The sequence below is a fragment of the Nostoc sp. genome (assembly GCF_036919675.1).
Taxonomy (GTDB): Bacteria; Cyanobacteriota; Cyanobacteriia; order Cyanobacteriales; family Nostocaceae; genus Nostoc.
Map to the genome: position 1 here is coordinate 114,465 of NZ_JBALCP010000114.1, position 21,556 is coordinate 136,020.

Annotated in this window: 15 protein-coding genes; 8 read left to right on the plus strand and 7 right to left on the minus strand. The window is 41.4% G+C overall.

Translation table 11 applies throughout. From position 1 onward, the window contains the following. Positions 1–17 precede the first annotated feature (17 nt). Positions 18–5,393, minus strand: a complete 5,376-nt coding sequence (locus V7K49_RS25600; protein ID WP_335208151.1) for an ATP-binding sensor histidine kinase — start codon at positions 5,391–5,393, stop codon at positions 18–20. A gap of 365 nt (positions 5,394–5,758) precedes the next feature. Between V7K49_RS25600 and V7K49_RS25605 the strand changes: the two genes are divergently transcribed. The 4 genes from V7K49_RS25605 to V7K49_RS25620 all read left to right on the plus strand — a co-directional run bounded on the left by V7K49_RS25605 (position 5,759) and on the right by V7K49_RS25620 (position 10,604). Continuing rightward, a complete protein-coding gene (locus tag V7K49_RS25605) occupies positions 5,759–6,397 on the plus strand; it encodes a lysophospholipid acyltransferase family protein (protein WP_335070964.1) in 639 nt (212 codons plus the stop codon). A 171-nt stretch (positions 6,398–6,568) separates the two neighbouring features. After that, positions 6,569–7,606: an AI-2E family transporter gene (locus V7K49_RS25610; protein ID WP_335208152.1), complete on the plus strand. Its 1,038-nt coding sequence runs from the start codon at positions 6,569–6,571 to the stop codon at positions 7,604–7,606. A 98-nt stretch (positions 7,607–7,704) separates the two neighbouring features. Further along, entirely contained in the window at positions 7,705–8,001 is a 297-nt protein-coding gene (locus V7K49_RS25615) for a DUF2288 domain-containing protein (protein ID WP_273766399.1), read from the plus strand. A 197-nt stretch (positions 8,002–8,198) separates the two neighbouring features. After that, positions 8,199–10,604 carry an endonuclease MutS2 gene (locus V7K49_RS25620; RefSeq protein ID WP_335208153.1) on the plus strand — a complete coding sequence of 802 codons (2,406 nt, stop codon included), beginning with the start codon at positions 8,199–8,201 and terminating at the stop codon, positions 10,602–10,604. Positions 10,605–11,059: 455 nt separating this feature from the next. Here V7K49_RS25620 and V7K49_RS25625 read toward each other — a convergent pair whose 3' ends face one another. Beyond that, positions 11,060–12,007 (minus strand): molybdate ABC transporter substrate-binding protein, encoded by a 948-nt coding sequence (locus V7K49_RS25625; RefSeq protein ID WP_334868255.1) that lies wholly within the window; start codon positions 12,005–12,007, stop codon positions 11,060–11,062. Between the two features lie 925 nt (positions 12,008–12,932). Between V7K49_RS25625 and V7K49_RS25630 the strand changes: the two genes are divergently transcribed. The 3 genes from V7K49_RS25630 (at position 12,933) to V7K49_RS25640 (ending at position 16,229) form a co-directional block, all read left to right on the plus strand. Then, positions 12,933–13,538: a DUF3038 domain-containing protein gene (locus V7K49_RS25630; protein WP_273766392.1), complete on the plus strand. Its 606-nt coding sequence runs from the start codon at positions 12,933–12,935 to the stop codon at positions 13,536–13,538. Positions 13,539–13,787: 249 nt separating this feature from the next. After that, a complete protein-coding gene (locus V7K49_RS25635) occupies positions 13,788–15,404 on the plus strand; it encodes a DUF4335 domain-containing protein (RefSeq protein WP_335208154.1) in 1,617 nt (538 codons plus the stop codon). Between the two features lie 540 nt (positions 15,405–15,944). After that, the gene (locus tag V7K49_RS25640; protein ID WP_273766388.1) at positions 15,945–16,229 is read left to right on the plus strand and encodes a YiaA/YiaB family inner membrane protein; all 285 of its coding nucleotides are present in this window, start codon (positions 15,945–15,947) and stop codon (positions 16,227–16,229) included. 192 nt (positions 16,230–16,421) lie between these two features. Here V7K49_RS25640 and V7K49_RS25645 read toward each other — a convergent pair whose 3' ends face one another. From V7K49_RS25645 to V7K49_RS25660, 4 genes are all read right to left on the minus strand, one after another. After that, positions 16,422–16,883, minus strand: a complete 462-nt coding sequence (locus V7K49_RS25645; protein ID WP_335208155.1) for a ferredoxin — start codon at positions 16,881–16,883, stop codon at positions 16,422–16,424. Next, the gene (locus tag V7K49_RS25650; protein ID WP_335208156.1) at positions 16,883–17,269 is read right to left on the minus strand and encodes a DUF1257 domain-containing protein; all 387 of its coding nucleotides are present in this window, start codon (positions 17,267–17,269) and stop codon (positions 16,883–16,885) included. Before V7K49_RS25650 ends, V7K49_RS25645 begins: the two co-directional genes overlap by 1 nt. A gap of 39 nt (positions 17,270–17,308) precedes the next feature. Beyond that, positions 17,309–17,518, minus strand: a complete 210-nt coding sequence (locus V7K49_RS25655) for a DUF2997 domain-containing protein (RefSeq protein ID WP_335208157.1) — start codon at positions 17,516–17,518, stop codon at positions 17,309–17,311. 1,028 nt (positions 17,519–18,546) lie between these two features. Further along, entirely contained in the window at positions 18,547–19,329 is a 783-nt protein-coding gene (locus tag V7K49_RS25660) for a hypothetical protein (protein WP_335208158.1), read from the minus strand. A 315-nt stretch (positions 19,330–19,644) separates the two neighbouring features. On the opposite strand from V7K49_RS25660, the gene bioU reads away from it, so the two are divergent. Further along, the gene (bioU, locus tag V7K49_RS25665; RefSeq protein WP_335208159.1) at positions 19,645–20,649 is read left to right on the plus strand and encodes a (S)-8-amino-7-oxononanoate synthase BioU; all 1,005 of its coding nucleotides are present in this window, start codon (positions 19,645–19,647) and stop codon (positions 20,647–20,649) included. A gap of 245 nt (positions 20,650–20,894) precedes the next feature. Here bioU and V7K49_RS25670 read toward each other — a convergent pair whose 3' ends face one another. Then, positions 20,895–21,455: a hypothetical protein gene (locus V7K49_RS25670; protein ID WP_335208160.1), complete on the minus strand. Its 561-nt coding sequence runs from the start codon at positions 21,453–21,455 to the stop codon at positions 20,895–20,897. Positions 21,456–21,556 lie beyond the last annotated feature (101 nt).

Consider the following 21,556-nt stretch of genomic DNA (forward strand, 5'->3'; position numbering starts at 1 on the left):
CTAACAAGAGCAAAAGTTTACAGTGGAATTTCAATTAAAAATTCTGTACCCTCACCCAGAACAGAGTTAAAACTCAATTTGCCATTGTGGGTTTCTTCAACGATTTGACGAGCGATCGCTAATCCTAATCCCGTCCCTTTGCCCACACCTTTTGTAGTAAATAAGTGGTCAAAAATCTTTTGTTTGACTGATTCATTCATCCCCTTGCCATTATCAATAATAGCAATTTTTATACCTTCATTTTCCTGAGAGCTTTTAATTATAATTCGGTTGGGATTGACCTTAATTTCCTTAAAGCTTCGTCCCGCATTTGATTCATCCAGCGCATCAATGGCATTTGCTAGAAGATTCATAAATACCTGATTTAATTGCCCAGGAAAACATTCAACCTGGGGCAAATTCCCATAATCAGTTATCACTTCAATTGCTGGACGTTGTTCGTTTGCTTTCAGGCGATGTTTGAGAATTAAAATCGTACTGTCGATACCTTCGTGGATATTAAACGGCACTTTGTAATCTTTATCCGCACGGGAAAAAGTGCGGAGACTGGTGCTGATATTGTTGAGGCGATCGCACGCCATCACCATTGAATCAATAATCTTAGGTAAGTCTTCTAAGCTATAATCCAAGTCTATTTCTTTGGCATGGTCGATAATTTGATCATCGGGATTGGGGAGACTTGATTGATAGAGTTTCAAGTGTTCAACAATATCCGCAAGGCTGGGTTGAGCTTGTTGAAGGCTGGCATAAATAAATCCCAAAGGATTATTCATTTCATGTGCTACCCCTGCTACTAAGTTACCCAGTGCCGACATTTTCTCACTTTGGACGATTTGTAATTGTGCCTGTTGTAAATCTTGTAATGCTTGCCCAGCTTGTTGATAAAGTCGAGCATTCTCTAGGGATATTGCAGCTTGGGAAGACAATAGCTTAATGACATTGAGGCGATCGCTGTTAAATACCCCTTGAATCATTTGATTTTCTAGGTAGAGAATCCCCACCAAATGCCCTTGATTAATAATCGGGGTACAAAATACACTTTGGGGTTGATGTAACAATATATATTTCCCAATTAAACCAGGGGTATCTGTTTTACAATTGTCAACAACAACTGTTTTTTGGGTATTTTTGACGTAATGGATAATATTTACGGGAATATCTTGACAATTGTCTAGTGACTGTGTTTCAAGAATAGTTTGTATTTCTTCATACTGAATAAAGGTAATTGCTCGTACTTGCCAAGTGTCTTCTTCGGGAAGAATTAGTGCAGCTTTTTTCGCGCCAGAGTTTTCTAAGATAATCCGGGTGAGACTGGAAATGAGTGTATTTAATTCCAGAGAACTGGAAATAGCTTGAGCCGCTTTCAGGGCAGAGGTAAAATCTAAAACGTCGTAAATATTGGTGCTGTCAGTAGTATTCGTGCGGGTAGATAAGAAAGTCCCATGAAAGCCAAGAGTTTCTTGTGGGTTGAGGTTGAGTCGTTGCTGTTGCAGGATGGGTTGAAGTAATTGTGGATAGCGTTGTTCTAGATCGGTAACTTTGGCTTTTGCTCGCCACCGAGAATAAGCATAGTAGGCTTCAATCAAATAATCTTTGGCAATGCGTTCTTTGCCCCATTCGAGATAAAATTTGGTGGCGAGTTCGTTGGCGAGAGCTTCTTCGTTGAGGTATTCGTGTTCCTTGGCAAGGGCGATCGCGCGATCGTAGTTTTCTATTGCTTCGGCTCTAGCCCCCAAGATCCGACACCGTTCTGCAATAATCAAGGCGCAGCGGTGAGCCTGATTACTCGGTGCATAAACTGCCCACCTACTAAGTTTTTCCAGGTTAGTAGCAACCCGTTCTAAAATGCTTGATTGGTCTGTTTCGTTGGCATTTGGATAAAGCGCTAATTGTATTAGCGCATCGTAGAAGTGGAAAAGCGGAACACTCATGAGTCCTGCCATCCCACGCAAATACTGAACTGCTTTATTGGCGTTTTCCAACGCTTGTTCATAGTGGTGGAACAGGTAACAAAGTATCAGCTTATTTAAATAAACTTGGTGGAGTGCGGTTACTTCACCCGTTTTCTGGTAAAGCTGAATCATTTCACGCTCATCGCAGTATTCCCCAACCAACTGATCTGGCTCTGTCACCGCCCCTAACAGATTCAGAACTACCTGATGGTAAAGACTTTGCGTATGGAGATAGGTATACTGGCGCAGTTGCTGCATCACCTTGCGATGTTCTTCCATCACTAGCTTCAGGGAAGACAGTTCGTGACCAGTAAAATAAGTATTATGGTCATATACGAGCAGGCTGAGTGCTGCAAGATTGTGATTACCAACTTCTAATCCACTGGCATAAGCTTGCAGTAGTCCTGCCAGCGAGGTTTTTGCAGGTTCTTTCCAGTGTTTGAAGAAGCAGTTAAAGTCAAAAAGGGCTGTAGCAACAAGCTTGGGTGAGTCAAGGTGTTGCAGCAGGTTTATCCCCAGTTGCCCAAAGCAATAGCCTGCTTCAATATCACCTAATATGGCAATCAACATTAACCCATACAGACCGTAGCCATGAATTGAGTCTGGTGCATTTCCGTACTGCACGGATAGATCGAACTGGGCAAAGACTACCAGGGGCATCAGGTTTGGGGCAGCTTGATAGGCAGGCGACATTATGGTGGATAGAATGATCATTGCGGCTTTTTTGTCCGGCGCAGTCATTTCCGGTAAATGCAGCAAAGATTCCATCGATCTGTTGCTGAGTTGGATTTGGGTGTGCTGGAGTGCCTGCCCAATGTCTGCTGGGGTAGGCTGCTCTGGCAAATGCACCCCCAGAGGTTCCAGCACGAACCGTGCCAACTGCAACGCTTCTAAAAGCTGGTTTTGAGCCATGCAAGCCCGAATCTTCGTGTCGTAAACATTAACCCGATCAAGCCAAGAGCGGGCATGAGTGAGTACAACTTCAGCGAACTGCTCCATTTGTTCAAAGTTAGCGCCCAGGAAAGCACAATTAGCTGCACCTTCATAGAGAACGAGGGCGAGAGTGTAGTGGCTCTGCCAGCAATTGCCCCTCAATAAAGAAATGCCTGTGTTGAAATAGTTTAAAGCCGCTCCATAAGCCGTTGCACTCTTAGCTTTCTGTCCAGCCATCAGGTTTAACTGCACGAGTTCCTGTTGCTCCGTCTCATCCTCAATCAGCGATATCCCCTTGTTGAGGTGGTTAACGATCGCAAAAATCTGCTTATCCTGTTGACTCGCACTGGTTGTTTGTTGCAGCAAACGTCCAATATTGAGGTGGGTGATTTGCTTTTGCTCTTCTGGAATCAGGGAATACGCCGCTTGCTGAACGCGATCATGCAAAAACTTGTATGTAATAGTCTCTTGGATTTCTGGAGTAACTATTTGACTTTCTTGCCCAACATAAAACTTATAAATATTACTAATCGGTAAAATCAACCCTTCTTGTAAGGCTTTCCACAAATTAGCAGCTGTTTCTATCTCTGAGGATTGCGAAACAATTGCTAAAGTTGCTAAATCAAACTGACTACCAATACAAGCTGCTAACTGCAATGTATCTTGAGTTGATTGAAGCAGTTTTCGTAATTCAAATGCCATAAATTCAACAACATCATCTGTAACTGCTTGCTGACTCACTTGTGCAATATCACATTGCCAAAACCCTGACTCAAAGTTAAATTCAATGAGATGCTCTTGATGTAGTGCTTTGAGAAACTGTGTAGCAAAAAACGGATTACCTTGAGTTTTCTGAGATATCAAGTGAGAAAGAGGCAATGCCAAATTTTCTGTACATTTCAGTGTCTGGGCAACTAACTGATTCACTTGCCCTTGACTCAGTGGTGCTAAAGTAATCGTATTAATCGTGAAGAGTGCTTTTTCAATTTCACTCAAGGTCAACATTAACGGATGTGCTGGATGGATTTCGTTATCACGATATGCACCAATTAATAAAATATGACCTGTGCCAGTCATTAATAGTTGCATTAAATTCAGTGATGCTGAATCTGCCCATTGCAAATCATCTAAAAATATCACTAATGGATGTTCTTTGCTAGTAAAAGCTTGGGTAAACTTTTGAAATAATAAATTAAATCTATTTTGTGCCGCAGTTCCTGATAATTCTGGTGCAGGTGGTTGGATACCAATAATTATTGATAATTCGGGGATGACTTCAATAATTACCTGTCCATTTTTTCCGACAACTTCTAAAAGCTTACTTTTCCATTGCTGGATTTGAATATCACTTTCTGTTAACAATTGCCCCATTAAATCCCGGAATGCTTGCACAAATGCTGAAAAGGGAATATTCCGTTGAAATTGGTCATATTTACCTTTAATAAAATAACCGCATTGACGCACAATCGGTTTATGAACTTCGTTGACAACCGCAGTTTTACCAACACCGGAAAAACCAGCTACCAGCATAATTTCAGTTGCACCAAGGCTAACTCTTTCAAATGCTTGGAGGAGAATTTCTACTTCTGTTTCTCGTCCATAGAGTTTATCGGGGATAATAAAGCGATCGCATACATCTCTTTGTGCAATTGGAAAACTCTCAATTTTGCCAGTTGACTGAAGTTGAGTTAAACAATTTTCTAAATCATATTTCAGTCCTAATGCACTCTGATAGCGTTCTTCGGCATTTTTTGCCATCAATTTCATGACAATATCTGAAATCGATTTAGGAATTTTTAATGGCTCCAAAGGAGCAGGAAGTTTGGCAATATGACAATGCACCAACTCCATCATATCCTTGGACTCAAAGGGTAACTTTCCTGTGAGTAATTCGTAGAATGTGACACCCAGTGAATAAAAATCAGTCCGGTAGTCAATCCCCCGATTCATTCTTCCTGTTTGTTCTGGGGAAATATAAGCAAGTGTCCCTTCTAACACATTGGGACTGATCAGCGTTTGAGTTTCTCGTGGTAGTAGAGATGCAATACTAAAGTCAATTAATTTAATTTGTTTTGTTTCTGGATTAATTAAAATATTCGCAGGTTTAATATCTTTATGAATAATCCGATCGCGGTACAGTATATCTAAGATATTGCACAGGGCGATCGCTATCTGTAAAAACTCCGTGAGATTTAGTAGGCTTTCTGCTGTTCCCCATTCTTTAAGAGAAATCCCCCCAAAGTCTTCCATTACCAACGCATAGCCATTTTGGTAAGGTTCTAGGCTGTAGGTTTGGATGATTAGGGGTGAGTTGAGATTTTTGGCAGTGGTGTATTGATTGCGAAACTGCACCAGTTCGCTGAAACTGGGATATGGATTTTTCAGCAGTTTAATCACTACTCTTAAGGAGTCAGTTTCTCGATAACCGCGATAAACTAGGGTTTTTGAACCATTATAAAGTTGTTTCTTAACTTGATATCCGGGAATAGTAACTAGAGTGGTAACCATACTGCTAAATCCTGACGATTTCCACATTTAGTATTCCCAGATGGGTGAAGCAATTCATAATTTAAATGAATACCAAAAAAGAAATTATCCGATATTCGTAGAGTCTGTTACACTTCGTTAACGCACCATATCTATCTCATTGCTCACGATGCATTACAGCGTTTTGCCTGACGCACCCTTGTATTTTAGAAGAAGTAAAAGTTCCTAAAATGATGTTTTCAAAGGTAGGGAATGTAGTAAGAAAGCTCACCAAGCATCAACTGAAATTGCCGAAATTAGTACCTTGCGTTTCTACAACTTTTTTGAGTTTGCTCTGGGCCTTGCGATCGCGTATGCTAAATTCAGTTTGATTTGCATTATCTTCTGTGGACAAAAACCGCGAACCGTTTATCAGTCTGGCACTTTACCACGCCTTTAAATGGTCGGTCGTCAGCCCCATGCTTCACGCTTACTTCCGGGGCCAGATTTATGGTGCGGAAAATGTCCCCCAATCAGGGCCGCTCCTGGTAGTGAGTAATCACGCTAGTTACTTTGACCCACCAATTGTCTCCAACTGTGTACGTCGTCCAGTGGCGTACATGGCTAAGGAAGAGTTATTCAATATCCCCATTTTGGCGCAAGCGATTAAATTGTACGGTGCTTACCCGGTGAGTCGGGGAAATACCGATCGCACTGCCATCCGTTCCGCCCTAGAATATCTCAATAACGGTTGGGCTGTCGGTGTTTTCTTGCAAGGCACCCGCACCCCAGATGGTCAAATTACAGACCCCAAAAGAGGCGCATTGCTGCTGGCGGCGAAAGCAAAAGCCCCAATATTGCCGGTGAGTGTCTGGGGTACTGAGAGGATTTTAGAAAAAGGATCGTCCCGACCTCGCGCAGTTCCCATCACTGTGAGAATTGGTAACTTGATTGATGCTCCCCGTTCCACTAATAAAGAGGAATTGGAAGGGTTGACACAAAAGTGTGCCACGGTAATTAACCAGATGCATGACTTAGGAAGATGAGTTAGACAAGCAATAGATATATGCTTTAGGGAGGTAGCGATGCCTACGGCGGTAAACTACGCCCCTTAGTCTCTGTATGTTTAAGGTCAACGCGCTCTAGCAATGAAGTCAGACTTTGTGCTTAAATGCAGCTGCTAGGCAAATCTACCATCAATTTACCCTAAACAGCATATGAGCGGCTTTGAAGCCAAGAATTTTTGGGAGCGATTAAATAATCTGGCGTTAGTCCGCTTTTTGCTTTTAGTTGCTTCTGGCTGGGTAATTGTACAGCTTTTAGCCTACTTTGAAGCGGTCATTGTTATTTTTACATTTGCTGCAATTTTGGCTTTTTTACTCAGCTATCCTGTTCAATGGCTGCGGCGTTTTTTGCCCCACGGTGTAGCTGTTGGTGTCGTTTTCTTGCTCAGTATTGTAATTATTGGCAGTCTGATAATTACCGTGGGCTTAACGGTTTTATCTCAAGGACAACAATTAATTGACAGTATAACTGGCTTTGTAAATTCTTTTATACCTGTATTAGAGCGACTAGAAGGGTTTTTACAAAACCGGAATTTGCAGATAGATTTAAGTTTTATTCAAGAACAATTACGAAACCAAGCTATATCTAGTCTTGTTACTACTTTGGCTGTTTTACAAGGATTCATGACGAATTTTCTGACTTTTATATTAATTGCAGTTGTGGCTTTTTTTATGTTATTAGATGGAGAAAACCTGTGGAATTTTATCATAAAGATAGTACCAAAACAGCGCCGCAATAGATTTACAAATATAATTAGACGCTCATTTCTAGGATTTTTTAGAGGTCAGTTGTTATTAAGTGCATTTCTCACAATTACGACTTTTTTAGTTTTTTTAATATTAAAAGTACCTTTTGCTTTGATATTGTCAGTGATTATCGGAATTGTTGATATCATTCCTGGTATAGGAGCAACATTAGCAGTAAGCACAGTAACTCTATTTGTCTTGTCTCAAGGTGTTTGGTTAGCATTGAAAGTCTTGATAGCTTGTATTGTTCTTCAGCAAATACAAGACAACTTAATTGCGCCTCGAATTATGCAAAATGCGCTGAATCTTAATCCTGTAGTAGTGTTTTTTGCTTTGCTAGTAGGCGCTAGAGTAGCAGGATTATTAGGTGTTTTTATATCTATTCCGATCGCTGGAGTAATTGTATCTTTATTTGAAATTGATGAAATGAAATCAGAAGTTTAGTTAAGAATTTGCAGAGACGCGATTAATCGCGTCTGTACAGGAGTTGGAAGTAGTAATTAATGTAAAATAGTTGATTAGCCAATACAAATTGAGGAATAATGTCGGATTTAAGAGCAGAATTAACAGAAATTTTGGATGAGGCAGAGTGGGAGTGGCTAATTCCTCATGTACAACGAGATGCAGTAATTTTGGTGGCACCTGATTTAAACTTGCTGGATGTTGGAGTAGCGATCGCCAGTGATAACATTCCATCAGTGGAACAGTGGATTGATCAGCAATTAATTACCAAACCCACGACAGTACAAGTGGGAGAATGGAATGGCGATCGCAGTAAGCGATTTAATACCCTCATCGTTCAGCCTTACGTTTTGGTAAAGGAAATAGTGTCTGCTTAAATTATTTCCTATGTTGTTTTCGATGACACTTAGTGTTGGGGTAGTTTCTCAGGAAAGATAGCTTGATGTGTCAGTTATTACTTGGTTATTGCCACGCACTAGCTGGCTAATTTGACTAAAGCAAAATTTTCTCCTTTAAGATTCATCCATCTAGGAGCTAGAATTGTTACGATAATTTCAGATTAGATGTTGAAACCTTGATCCAATCTGAAACCTTAGAACTATTAGAATGGCATCGCCTCTGCCAGCACCTTGCCACCTTTGCGGCAACTAAGCTGGGGGCGACAGCTGCGCGTCATGTGAAAATACCTGATTCTCAGTCCCAAAGCGAACAGTTGTTAGAGCAAACCAAAGAAATTTACCAACTGGAAACTCGCCTGACCACGGGATTGTCATTTGAGGGAATTCAAGATATTGGCGATTCCCTAGAACGGGCAGAACGCAGCGGAATTTTGACAGGGGATGAACTGTTAGCGATCGCCACCACCCTAGCTGGTGCCAGAAATTTGCGCCGTGTGATTGACAATCAGGAAGATTTGCCGATACTGACTGAGTTAGTTGCCGATTTGCGGACTTATCCAGAACTAGAACAGGAAATTCACCGTTGTATTGATGAACGGGCCCAGGTAACCGACCGCGCTAGTCAAAAACTAGGAGAAATTCGCACAGACTTGCGGCGATTACGCAGCCAAATTACTCAAAAGCTGCAAAATATCTTACAAGCAAAATCTGGAGCAGTTCAAGAACAGCTAATTACCCAACGGAGCGATCGCTTTGTCATCCCGGTAAAAGCACCCCAAAAAGATGCCATCCCCGGTATTGTCCACGATACCTCTACCAGTGGTGCCACGCTCTATGTGGAACCAAATTCTATTGTGCCTCTGGGCAACCAACTGCGGCAGATCATCAGAAAAGAGCAAGCCGAAGAAGAAGCGGTTCGCCGCGTTTTGACCGAACTTGTAGCCGCAGTCAAACCAGATTTAGAGAGATTGTTAGCGATCGCTACCACTTTGGATCTGGCAACCGCTAGATCACGATATAGTTTCTGGCTAGGAGCGAATCCCCCGCGATTTATCCAGCGGGAAGATAGTGAAATTATTACCTTGCGGAATTTACGACATCCTCTGTTAGTGTGGCAACAACAGCACGAACAAGGGCAACCAGTAGTTCCTGTAAACTTGTTGATTAGTCCGCAAATTCGGGTAGTGACGATTACCGGCCCAAATACTGGCGGTAAAACTGTAACCTTAAAAACTTTGGGATTAGCAGCATTGATGGCCAAAGTGGGTTTATTTGTCCCCGCCCGCGAACCAGTGGAAATACCTTGGTTTGATCAGGTGCTGGCAGATATTGGCGATGAACAATCCTTACAGCAAAGTTTATCCACATTCTCTGGACACATCCGCCGGATTAGTCGGATTTTAGAAGCATTGGGGAGTGGGGAAGCAGAGGGGGAACTTCCTATTTCTAACTCAGCACTCGTTTTACTCGATGAAGTCGGCGCAGGTACCGATCCAGTTGAAGGTAGTGCTTTAGCGATCGCCTTGTTGCAATATCTAGCCAACCATGCCCAGCTAACGATCGCCACCACTCACTTCGGCGAATTAAAAGCCCTGAAATACGAAAACGATCGGTTTGAAAATGCCTCTGTAGAATTTGACGAAAGCACTCTGTCGCCTACTTACCGTCTGCTGTGGGGCATACCCGGACGTTCTAATGCCTTAACAATTGCCCTACGTTTGGGATTGAAGCCAGAAGTGGTAGAAGAGGCGAAAACTCAAGTGGGAGAGGCCACAGATGAAGTTAACCAGGTGATTGCTGGGTTAGAAGCGCAACGCCGCCGTCAGGAAACCAAAGCTGCGGAAGCCCAAAGTTTGTTGCAGCAAGCGGAACGTTTATACAAAGAAGTATCCGCAAAAGCCGCAAGTTTGGAGGAAAGGGAAAGCAGTTTGCGGGCTTCACAGGAAATAGCAGTAAAACAAGCGATCGCTCAGGCAAAAGGTGAAATTGCCCAAGTGATTCGCCGCTTGCAGAAAGGTACGCCCACAGCCCAAGAGGCCCAGCAAGCCACCAATGCTTTGAATCAAATTGGCCAGCAATATCAGCCAGCAACGCCAGCAAAACCAAAAGTTGGGTTTATGCCTAAGGTAGGCGATCGCGTCCGTGTTCCAAAACTGGGACAGATCGCGGATGTGATCACAGCCCCTAATGAAGATGGGGAGTTAAGCGTCCGGTTTGGGCTAATGAAGATGACTGTGAAGTTGCAAGACGTAGAATCTTTAGATGGTCAAAAAGCAGAACCAATCGTCAAACCCAAACCAGCCCCAACAGTAGTAACGCCACCACCGCAAAGTGTCCCAGAAATTCGGACTTCCCAAAATACCATCGATTTGCGTGGTAAACGGGTGGCTGATGCTGAATACATTCTAGATAAAGCCATATCGGAAGCGACAGGCCCAGTCTGGATTATTCACGGGTACGGCACTGGTAAGCTGCGACAAGGAGTTCACACCTTTTTACAACAGCATTCCAGAGTGAACAACTACGAACCAGCAGAACAAGCAGATGGTGGCACTGGTGTTACCGTAGCTCACATCAAATAAAGTGGCAATAAATGTAACTAGTGAAGGCTGCTAGTTCGTCCCATTTGTGCTGATAAACCAATACGCTTGGGTTAAGGCTTGATCCTCTCCCTAACCCTCCTTAAAAAGGAGGGAATTAGAGGGTTGGCGTCAAGTCGCTTCTCGAAATTAAAAATTAAAAATTATTAATTAAAAATTGAAGAAATCCTAATTTTGCATTTTTAATTTTATATTTTCAATTCCCGCAAGGTGCTTGCTCTGTACCGAAAATTAATTAAAAATTATTATTCTTCAAAATTATTAGTTTTTAATTCAAAAAAGGTCAAGTGGTGTGGGAAATTCCTGCTATCAGAGCTATATTCGCCTTTGTTATTTTTTAAGATAAGAAAGGAAACATATTGAGCTTATTCATATTTTCCTTTTTTATTGAATGTACTATCATGTTGATTCAGAACAAGACAAAATTAGTAAGTTTTCTACCTGTGATGGTCTAATTTGACTAATTGTTTTTTGACCAATGCTTGTTTTTTCTTCAAGATTAAAGCTACACCTACAGCCAGTAAAATTCCACCCGCACCCTGATGTTCGGGAACAGAAGTAGAGGGGGCGCTAAATCCATACTTTGTCAAAATTTCTTGCCCTTCTTGTGACAGGATATATTCAGCTAATTTTTCCCCATCAGGATCGGCGTTTTTCAGTGTAGTCAATCCATAATTAGCTTTAGTTGCTAAATATTCGGGTAACTCTACTATTTGCAGATTGTCACCACCTTTTGTTGCTTGGGCAGTCTTTCCACTAGTGTAATAAGCTAAAAAGATATCTGCTTGTTTTGTTTCTTCTAGAAAGTAGACTAAATTATTTTTGCCATTAGGAACTATAGGAGCATTAGGATTACCACCTACTAACTGCAAAGCTTTATCCTTCAGAATTTGAGAGCTACCAGGTGTAATCTGATTAGCCTTGTCAAATATTTGCCATGCATAGGTACCAGATGGATCTGCCACAGGCGTCGAAGTTCCCAACTTTATTTCGGGTTTTAGCAAAAAGTCTAACAAATTATCTGATGTGATACCAAGTCCTGATCTGACAACAGCAGTCATGCGGTTGCTAGTGAAGTTGACTACAGGTTCACCTAAACCTTCTTCAAACAATGTCTGAGGGTTATCAATATCTGCACTAGCAAAAACATCTGCGGATTTTCCAGTTTTAGAGAATTCTTGTTCTATAAATTCTCGTGTTAAACCAGACGGGCCAAATCTCGTTTCTACTGGAATCCCATATTTCTCGTTAAAAGATTCAGCTACTTCTGTGAGGCTATCTCGCAAACTACCAGCAGCGTATAGCTTAACTGCGAATGCCTGAGTTGGCAGAGTCACACCGACAGCACAAGCTATCAGTGAAAAGGCAAAAAAATGCTTTTTCATATTTGTTATATTATTGCGTTGCTATTATTACTCAGTGAATTATCTGTAACTCATACTTAAGCATGGGTTTTGGTAAATGTCTAAACTATTACCTCTGCTCATCAAGTTTATAAATAAGTTCTGATATGTGCGTGGTTTACGGTTAGAGCTATACTACCAACTAAGTTGGACAAAATCAATTGGCCAATATCTTCAAACGCTGACTTTATCAAATTCAGCATTTAGGCATTGAAAACCTGAAACCTCGATCCCTCCTCAGGTTCTCACCCCCAACCCCTCTCCCAATTTGGGGAGAGAGGAGCCTTTAATTAATAATTCCCCTTCTCTCAATTTTGGGAGAAGGGGTTAGGGGATGAGGGCAAAACATTTTCACAAAGCGAGTTTCACTTTAAATTGACACAGGTGCAAGGCCAAGATCCCCTACAAATGTACAAATAATTTTGGATAATTTATTTTTTGTCAGTGCCTAACAGGCTACACACAAGCGAAACTGGGGTGGAATGCGTAGAAAGCAGCAAGAAACACCTTTAGCAAACAGGCAAAAGATTTGTATAGTAATTATGTATACATGAAAACCAAGTAATAAACATCAAGAAATTTCAAAATTTAAAATCGCAAATAAATTAAGAGGTATTCTAGATAATTACTTAGCGATAATTAGCGGTTAACATTCAAAACAATAGTTTATTTATACTCTTGTACGGAGCTAGCAGCGAAAGTCGGGTAAACCTTAATTAGAATTGATCCTTTTCTACTTTGTCGAAAATAAATTTTCATCTAGAGTAGGACAAAGATACCTGTTGTTTACCACATAGAAAAAGCTACCTGAAGCCTCTGGCTCAGAGCTATGGGAAACCAAGCTTGATGCTTGAGAGTCTGGTTTCAAAATGGGTAACAGCAACATCCCCTATCAGCTTGATCACTTATGCTAAAAGTTATGCACTCGGCCGCCAACTCAGCCACTCCAAATTCCCAGTGGGAGGATTTAATCAAGCTTCCAGCCCCAAACACAGTTCAATGGGACAATATCAAAACCCAATTAGACTTGGTGCTGTTGGCGCTAGAAACCTTAACTGGCATTGGTTCAGAGGCTATGCTTTCGGCGGCAACTGATCTGAATTTAGAGTCAAGAGTGCCAGACCGCGTAGCTTTATGGCGACTGCGCCAATCAAATCCTCTACGCAAAGGTCAAGGAGGGCGAAAAAAGCTAGATGTAGAAGAAGCGCGATCGCTTGTTCTGATCATCTGCTATTTAGCCAAACAGCACCAGGAATTGATTCGCCGCGCTGTCGGTCTGTTGGAACAAATGGCAGAAAATAACCGGGAACCTCACCAGGCTGCTTTACTTGGAGATTATATTGATGCTTTTTGCAACACCTACCAAGAGCGGATGGAAGAGGACGAGCAAATCTCAACGGATTTACTTACCAACCTGGCACTAAAACTGCTTGTAGATTTACTTTTTTACAGTGCTTCTGGTGGGCATCGCCGTCTCTGGCTAGCACTTATAGACCGTTCTACAAAATTTTAAATTTTAGATTTGAAATTCCTCAACCAAAATTAGCTCATGAAAGTTTGCAAGATCAGAAAACCCTTTTGATGGTCGTTAGTTCTTGGGCAAGCCACTATCAGCACTGCTTCCTCCTTGCACCCCAGTTTGCATGATGCAAAAAACCTGACAAAGTTCTGAGTGGAGGAATCCGCCGTTTCAACTTTTTTTTGCAAGCAACTGGCTCAACTTTTTGCAAAATCTCAAATAGTCTTCCTCGCAGTTCCTGCTATGCCTCTATCAAATTCTGTCATTCGTCGCTACACACCTCCTACTTGCACGCTAGAAGTATTCGCGCAAAGCTCACCTCTGTCCCGTTGGATGGGGAAAACTGTCCTCAAGCACCTAAGCTTTGAGCTACGTTTTGATGATCCCCGATTACCAGAAGAAAACAGAGTTCCAATTCGGGGCGATCGCGATCAACTCGAAGCCTTATGTGATGCAGTCACAACCTACGTACAGCAATTCCTCCAACAGTCTCCAGAAAGCTTTTGGGTCAGTTTCTCCAGTACCCAGAAGTCAACCACAGCATTGGGTGAGCCGGAATTAAAGTCCTCAACAAAAACATTAAATTCCTTTAGTACCCAGATTCCAGGGGCAAATATCCACTTAGAACCAAGCAGCTATTTAACTCACAACTTATTTCTCGGTTCTCTCGCCAACCATTCATCTGGTCCGGTAATTCAACTCACTCTGCTGCAACTATTCGATTTGGCAAGTGCTTTAGATGAATACTTGACTGATGTTATGGCACTCCCAACTCTCAACAGCACGAGTTCGACTCTGAGGTTCCCTGCTTGGGCACCTGTTGCCGCAGTATTAGTATTAGGTGTAGGTTTTTTACCAGTTACTTGGCAATATGCTAACAACATTAGGGAAAAGCAACAGCAGCCAGTCAAAACAGCAGATTCAGCAGCCGTAAAGACTGCTTTAGAACCTTCATCCTCACTAAACTTCCCTACGCCTCAACCCGGACTTACCACTCCATCAGATAATTTGCTGGGTTCCACCCCTCCACTTCCCACATCTAGTTTGCCCCAAGCACCTCTAACAGCCCCTAGTTCCAGTTTCTCTACACCGCCACCTCTATCTCTATTTCCAAATAATGCACTGACTAGACCTCAGAGCAAGACCTCAACCCTTCCTACCAATCGAGCGATCGCACCATCCAGCAAAATCCCAAGCCAGGAAATTGCCATATTACCAAATCTTGGACAGAACCTTACAGGATCAAGTCCCCAAGCTGGTGTTCTCCCTCAGCTGCGTAATTTGCCACCCAGACTATCTTCTAATACAGGCAGCTTACCAACTAATATCTCACCAGTTCCCCCCCCGTCTCTTGACATCATACCCAATAATAATCGTGGCAATACCCCTAACCAACCCTCCCCACTAACCTCACAACAGCTAGACCAAAGAATCAATTCCCTACAACAATCTTCTCCTGGAGAAAAACCTGCTTCACAACTTCCCTCCTCTAGAACTGCCCAGAATAATCCCTTTATCGATCAATTAGGGGACGGACGCAAACCCCCTACATCCACACAAGTGGCTACTGGCACCTTATTTGATACACCTCAAGTAGCAGAAGCTAGAGAATATTTAAAAAAGCGTTGGCAACCACCCACTGGACTAGGACAAACATTAGAGTACAGTTTGATAGTCGGTGTTGACGGCACGGTGGAACGAATTTTTCCCCTCAATAAGGCAGCAAGAGAATTCGTTGATAACGCTGGGATGCCTGAAGTTGGTAAACCTTTTGTTTCCGCCAATCCACGCGGACAAAATCTCAGAATTCGAGTTGTTCTCAGTCCTGATGGCAAGGTACAGACTTTTGCAGATGAATAAGTAAACTAATCTGTTTCATCTGAGATATTGCACTAGTCCCAACAACCGCCTAGTAATGAATTACTAGACTAATAGCTTAAAGTCGTCTAAAGACGACTAGTAAACGGTTTTAGTCCACTTAAGTGGACTTGGGCTATTAGCCTTTCACAAAAATATTGCGGGACGTGTGGAATCTGAAGCGGCCTAGTTGGCTTACCCTGAATGCTGAAAGATTTTAGTTTAATGCCACTTGTAAAACTGGTACAAACCTTGTGCGAGTTTCTATTTACTCCAATTGCTCTTGAGCTTACCTTTTAGAGTCCAGTTACCAAACTGGTCTTATTCTTGATACCAGTAAACCTACCAATCAATACAATTACTGTTAACACCAATTCTCCAAAATAAAACTACAGATACAAGTCTGGAAACCCAGATTAAATCTGACGCCTCTTAATTCCGAATTCCGTTAGCGTAGCGGTAGCGAGTCCGCGAACGCAAGAGCGTCTCGTACAGAGCGCCATTCCGAATTGGTATAAATCACCCAGATAAAAGGTAGGAAATATGCAAACAGTTGGTACTCAAAAAGATAGTGCAGCTTGGATTATTCAAACTTGGGCAGCTTTTATACTTTCTATTTCTATGACCACCTTCGGTATTATAAACTTGCCTGTGGATAGCTGGGTGAAAGGCTTTATGGGCATGGGTTTAGCTTTTTCTCTTGGCTCAACTTTTACTTTGGCGAAAACTACTAGAGACTTGCATGAAACTAGAAGATTAACCGCTAGGTTAGACGAGGCGAAAGTAGAAAAATTACTTTCACAACACGACCCTCTAAATTTCAAATGAAGCCAGCCATAGCAATTTGGGATTTTTTTTGAATTTTGGATTGCCAATTACCAAAAAGCTGTTTTACAAAGAATCAAACAATACTACCTTTTGGCATTTGATGTAATATAGACATCAGAAATTAACTATATGGCGAAAAACAAAAGGACTGGATATACCAGTCCTTTATTATATTAATTTAATGTTTTTATCTTAATAACGGGATTTTTTGGTCTTTAACTTTTGCTTTTTACGTCGACGTTCGCTAGCAGCAACTGCATGTTCTACCGGATAACCCACTATAGGAATTACCTGATATTTGCGCTCGTCTTCTAACTTTTTCAGTTCAGTGTAATCAACCCAGTGAATGCAATCAACCGGACAAGTGTCAATTGCTTCTTGGATAATTTCCTCATTGTCCCCATCTTGCCGAACCACGCGCGATCGCCCATAATCTGGTTCAATGTAAAAGGTGTTACGCGCAACATGAGCGCAATGCTTGCAACCAATACAGGTGATTTCGTCAACATAAACACCATTTTGGCGCAGGACACCTCCCAATTCCGGTTCCAAACCAGAACGTTCTGGGGCATCCCGTAAAAAACCCCCTAATTCTGGTTCCAAACCGGAACGGTTGTCTTCTTGTTCTCCCGGCGACGGCAGAAAATCAGCCATTACGCACTCCAGCGCTGTACTACCAGGCGAATTGAACCATCTTCATTTTTTTGTTGTTCAGAAACTTGAAAACCAACACGAGCGGTTTCTTTCACAACTGTTTGATAAGCATAGCGCTGTGTTACCTGGCGCAAAAATCCGTCCACAGATAGGTCTTGCTGCCAATATTGCAAGTCAGCCACCAGTTCATATTCCTTGCCATTCCATCTAAAGCCGATGTCATAGCCATTTTCCTGCTCAATACTAACTTCGGCAGGATGGGTTTGACCGCGATAGCCACGGACTTCGCGTGGGCCAGGTTTCCAGTCTACGCCCAATTCAGTCAAAGCATCTTTCAAAGAATTAAGGTTACGGATTTGAGTCTTAATTTGGCTAAAGTGTGACATGGTGGTTGTGAATTAATAACACTAAACTACTGTGAAAACTTACCAATCGCTGTAAGTGGTCTGTGTATTCGCCAGATTAGATTGCTGCACCTTAGCGGCGAAATATTCTGAGGTTGGCTCATGATTAAGTACTTGCCCCAGCTGTGCCTCTATTGCTGCTGTAACTTCAGCGCAAGAAGCACCCACAATGCCAGTGACTTTCTCTTGTACCCGACCGTCTGGATAGATTATGAACTCTAATGTCTCCATGTTCTTGGCCAACCACGATAAGTACGCTTAAATTGTACTGCCTTAGCAGAAGGCTACAAATATAGCCGTAGGAACATTTTTACTTAGATACAAACTTGCCATTTGGTAAATAATGTTCCATCTTACAACACATATGTCTCATAATATTTACAAAAATTATTAATTTTATAAGCGGTTACATCAGTATTTAGTTAGTTTCTCTTAACCTCATCGATTAGTCAAGGTAATAACTAAAGCTCGCTAAGTAAGCTGCAAAAGTCCTAAAAATAAGCATTAGAGGTAGTATAGCTAGGAAGTAAATTCACAAAAATCTAAAATTTACTGAAAAACTTTATTATTAGGATTAGATTTACCTTATTCTCTTAAGGTTTTCCAGGTAGGTTGGATACAGCGCAGTCTAAGCCTACAGTAAGATAGTGGGGTGCATTAGGTCTTTTATATGGTGACTTTACCTGGCATCGGGTATAAACGGATTTTTAGACTGCGATCGCCAGAATCTAAAAATAGTAGAAGTTTTAAGTATAAGCAAATTTTGGGTTTTCTTGCATCAACCCAACCTATGGGCAGGCGATCGCTTGATGGTAGATGTGTAATATGCGTAGGCGTAGCCCAACTAAGGCATTGCTACTACTATAGGCAATTGTCTGAATTCCTATGTCTATTGGTAGCCACCCTATACCTATTGAGTGTGCAGAAGTGTGTTTGATTGAGCATAAAAGTGAAACAGCTTGTCGTTAAACATCCCTATTTATTTGGTGCTTCCAAACCTTGTTTGTTGAACAAATCTTTGAACTCAATAGACAGAGTATACTCCGTTTTTATTCAGTAATTTACTAAACTTCTGTGGCTCGCTTACCCCATTGATATAATTCCTTTACACAAGTTATTCCAAGTCCCTTACAAAATTTTATTTGATACCTTGGTTGAACAAAATTGTATGGAGCAGAGTAGATTTCTACGATATCTACATCTTCAGATTCTCAGGGGTTTTGTAAAGTCCCCCCAATTAATTTTTGAAAAGTTTCATTTTATAAAGACAACACAAGTACGCCAATATTGTAAAGTTCAGCATAATATCGAAGATCTTGAGGTATTTTAGAGATAGTTTCTTCTGGATGTGCAAATGCAAAATATGATCTGTTTGCAAATCTTCGATGTGAAATAGCTTCAAAAATCCATTGCTCCCAATTTTCAAGCGAGGTTTTTGCTTCTACAGTCACGATTTCTAATGAAACTCCACTGAAGTTATCCAAGGCGTTAACTCCAGCTAAGTCAGGATTACCCCACTTACCTAAAGATCGGTTAGACGATACATTTGAAGACTGATAACCTTGGGCAATTAGCCAGCTTTCCAATACAGGATACAATAGTTTTTCTTTTTGCTTTCTAGCTACTTGTATTTCTTCAGATTTTGCTTCAATTTCTTCATTTATAGTTAGTTTTTCTTCTACTACCTTTACAATAGAAGATATGTAATAGCCTTTTTTCTTTCCTAGACAATTAATAGAGCTTTCTGTATCTTTAACTGTATTTGAAAGATATTGTAAAAATGTATTTTTGGATAAGGAAAATTCACTAAATTGCTCGGAAAATTCTCCTTGTGCTATATCATACAGATATTTGCTAGATAATGTGGTAGTGCTATCCAGTTTTTCTCGATTTTCTAAGATATACTCGCAAGCAGCTTTAACTTTTTGGTAGGTTTTAAGATTATCTAATGATGGTTTTTGCATCACCTCTTCATCAACTACATCCTTTGTCTGTAGTGATTCTGTGCATTCATCAGCCAAATCATTTGTTACTTGCTCCATATCTATTCTCAGGTTTCCTCACGGTAATTAAAATACAACTTGTATACGAAAAGCTTATATTCTATATATTTATTGTTTATATTTAGTTCATGGTAATTACACCATTAATAACCTTGCCACTGTATTACCACTGATGCGCTCTCCTTGAAGGCCAAATCATTAACCAAGAATTTTTGGTAAAAAAATGCATCTGGAAGCCTAAGAAACCAGGATAATGAAGCATAATTAACCTTTATAGCTAAAAGCTGTCAGCCATCAGCCACAAGCTGAGATGGTAAAGTTTGAAGGATTGTGATTCACCTTAAGTAATTGACTATGAGTACAGCAAATATTTCGCCAGCTATCCGCGTAGGAGTACTAGGTTTCGGCGGACTCGGACAAGCCGCCGCCAAGGTACTTGCTGCTAAACAGGAAATGATTTTAGTCGCAGCAGCAGATCATAAAGGCTACGCTTACGCTGCTGATGGTTTAAATACTCAAGAATGCATCGCCACCTACCAGTCCCAAGATTCGGTAGGTCATTTAGAGCCAGTTGGTACGTTAACAAATCAAAGTATTCAGGATGTAATTGAAATAGCTCAACCTGTGGATGGGTATTTTCTGGCTTTACCCAACCTACCAAATGACTTTATTCCGACTGTAGCCAAGCAGTTTATCAAATCTGGTTGGCGTGGAGTGCTAGTGGATGCGATTAAGCGCACCAGTGCTGTAGAACAACTACTAGCAATGAAAGAAGAACTGCAAGCAGCCGGGATTACCTACATGACAGGCTGTGGTGCTACACCCGGACTGTTAACCGCCGCCGCCGCTTTAGCCGCCCAAAGCTACGCCGAAATTCATCAAGTCGAAATTACCTTTGGGGTGGGAATTGCCAACTGGGAAGCTTACCGTGCCACCGTTCGGGAAGATATTGGCCATATGCCTGGTTACACAGTAGAAACTGCTAAGGCGATGACTGATGCCGAAGTAGAAGCACTACTAGATAAAACTAATGGCGTGCTTACTTTGACGAATATGGAACACGCTGATGATGTGATGCTAGAGGTAGCGGGAATAGTGGGGCGCGATCGCGTTACTGTTGGTGGTGTAGTCGATACTCGCAATCCCAAAAAGCCTCTCAGCACCAACGTTAAGGTAACAGGACGCACCTTTGAAGGGAAGATTTCTACCCATACCTTTACTCTAGGAGATGAAACCAGTATGGCAGCTAATGTCTGCGGCCCTGCCTTTGGCTATCTCAAAGCTGGTAAGCAATTGCACCAACGCGGCATCTATGGAATATTCACTGCTGCCGAAATTATGCCCCAATTTGTTAGGTAATAGTTAGGAGTTAGAAGTCATTCAATTTTAGATTTTGGGTCGCACCTTTGGTGCGCTGATAGCGCAACTTGGATTTTGGATTGAAGGAGAAATCTAAAATCAAAAATTGGCAGAGTTAGGAGTTAAAAACCTAAACTTGAGACTTAAAAATCTCTGGCTTTGTTCAAAATTTGTAATTTAAAACTCTTAATTCCTCACTTTTAACTCCTAACTTCTTTACTTCTCATTGTTAACTCCTAATTTTTTTAAGCTGGTGGAATTTGTGGAGAGAAAATATCTGTGAAATTATCCTCAAGCAGCAAATCTGGCGTTTGCATAATAAATGGAAGTTCGGCTCCTATGAGTCCTCGTTGGATGCGTTCTAAAGTATCGCTAAAAACCACAAATAGAGGATATATACTATTAGCTCCCTCACTCAAAATATGACTGTGACGGAGAGGCATTAGCCACTCATAATCATTGTCCAGCCAAACTTGGGTTTGTCGCCAACGTCCTAACAAATCAGAAAAGTCTTCGTGAGCACGATGAATAAAGACTAAAATTTCTGCTCCTGTTTTAATTTTCCACTCTGGATCACACATCAAAATTGCCACATCACAGGGTAAGCAAATCGTTTGTGGGGGTGTTGTAGGAGTGTTGCGAATACGGACAATTGGTAAGGGAATAGTAATGACACTTTCGTCTGGACGGCGCAGACTGGGAATCATCTCTAAGTATGGCCGATATTGCTTTAGTAAAGCGATCGCAGCTAGATGATTGCTGTATTCTGCCAAACTTGCTTCGTAGTGAGATTTTTGCACAGTCATAGTTGATTAAATAGTTAGGAGTGAGGAGTTAGAAATAAAATTAAGTAGTTAAGAGTTAAGAATGAGGATAAAAAATAAAGAGTTTAAACTCCTAACTCTTA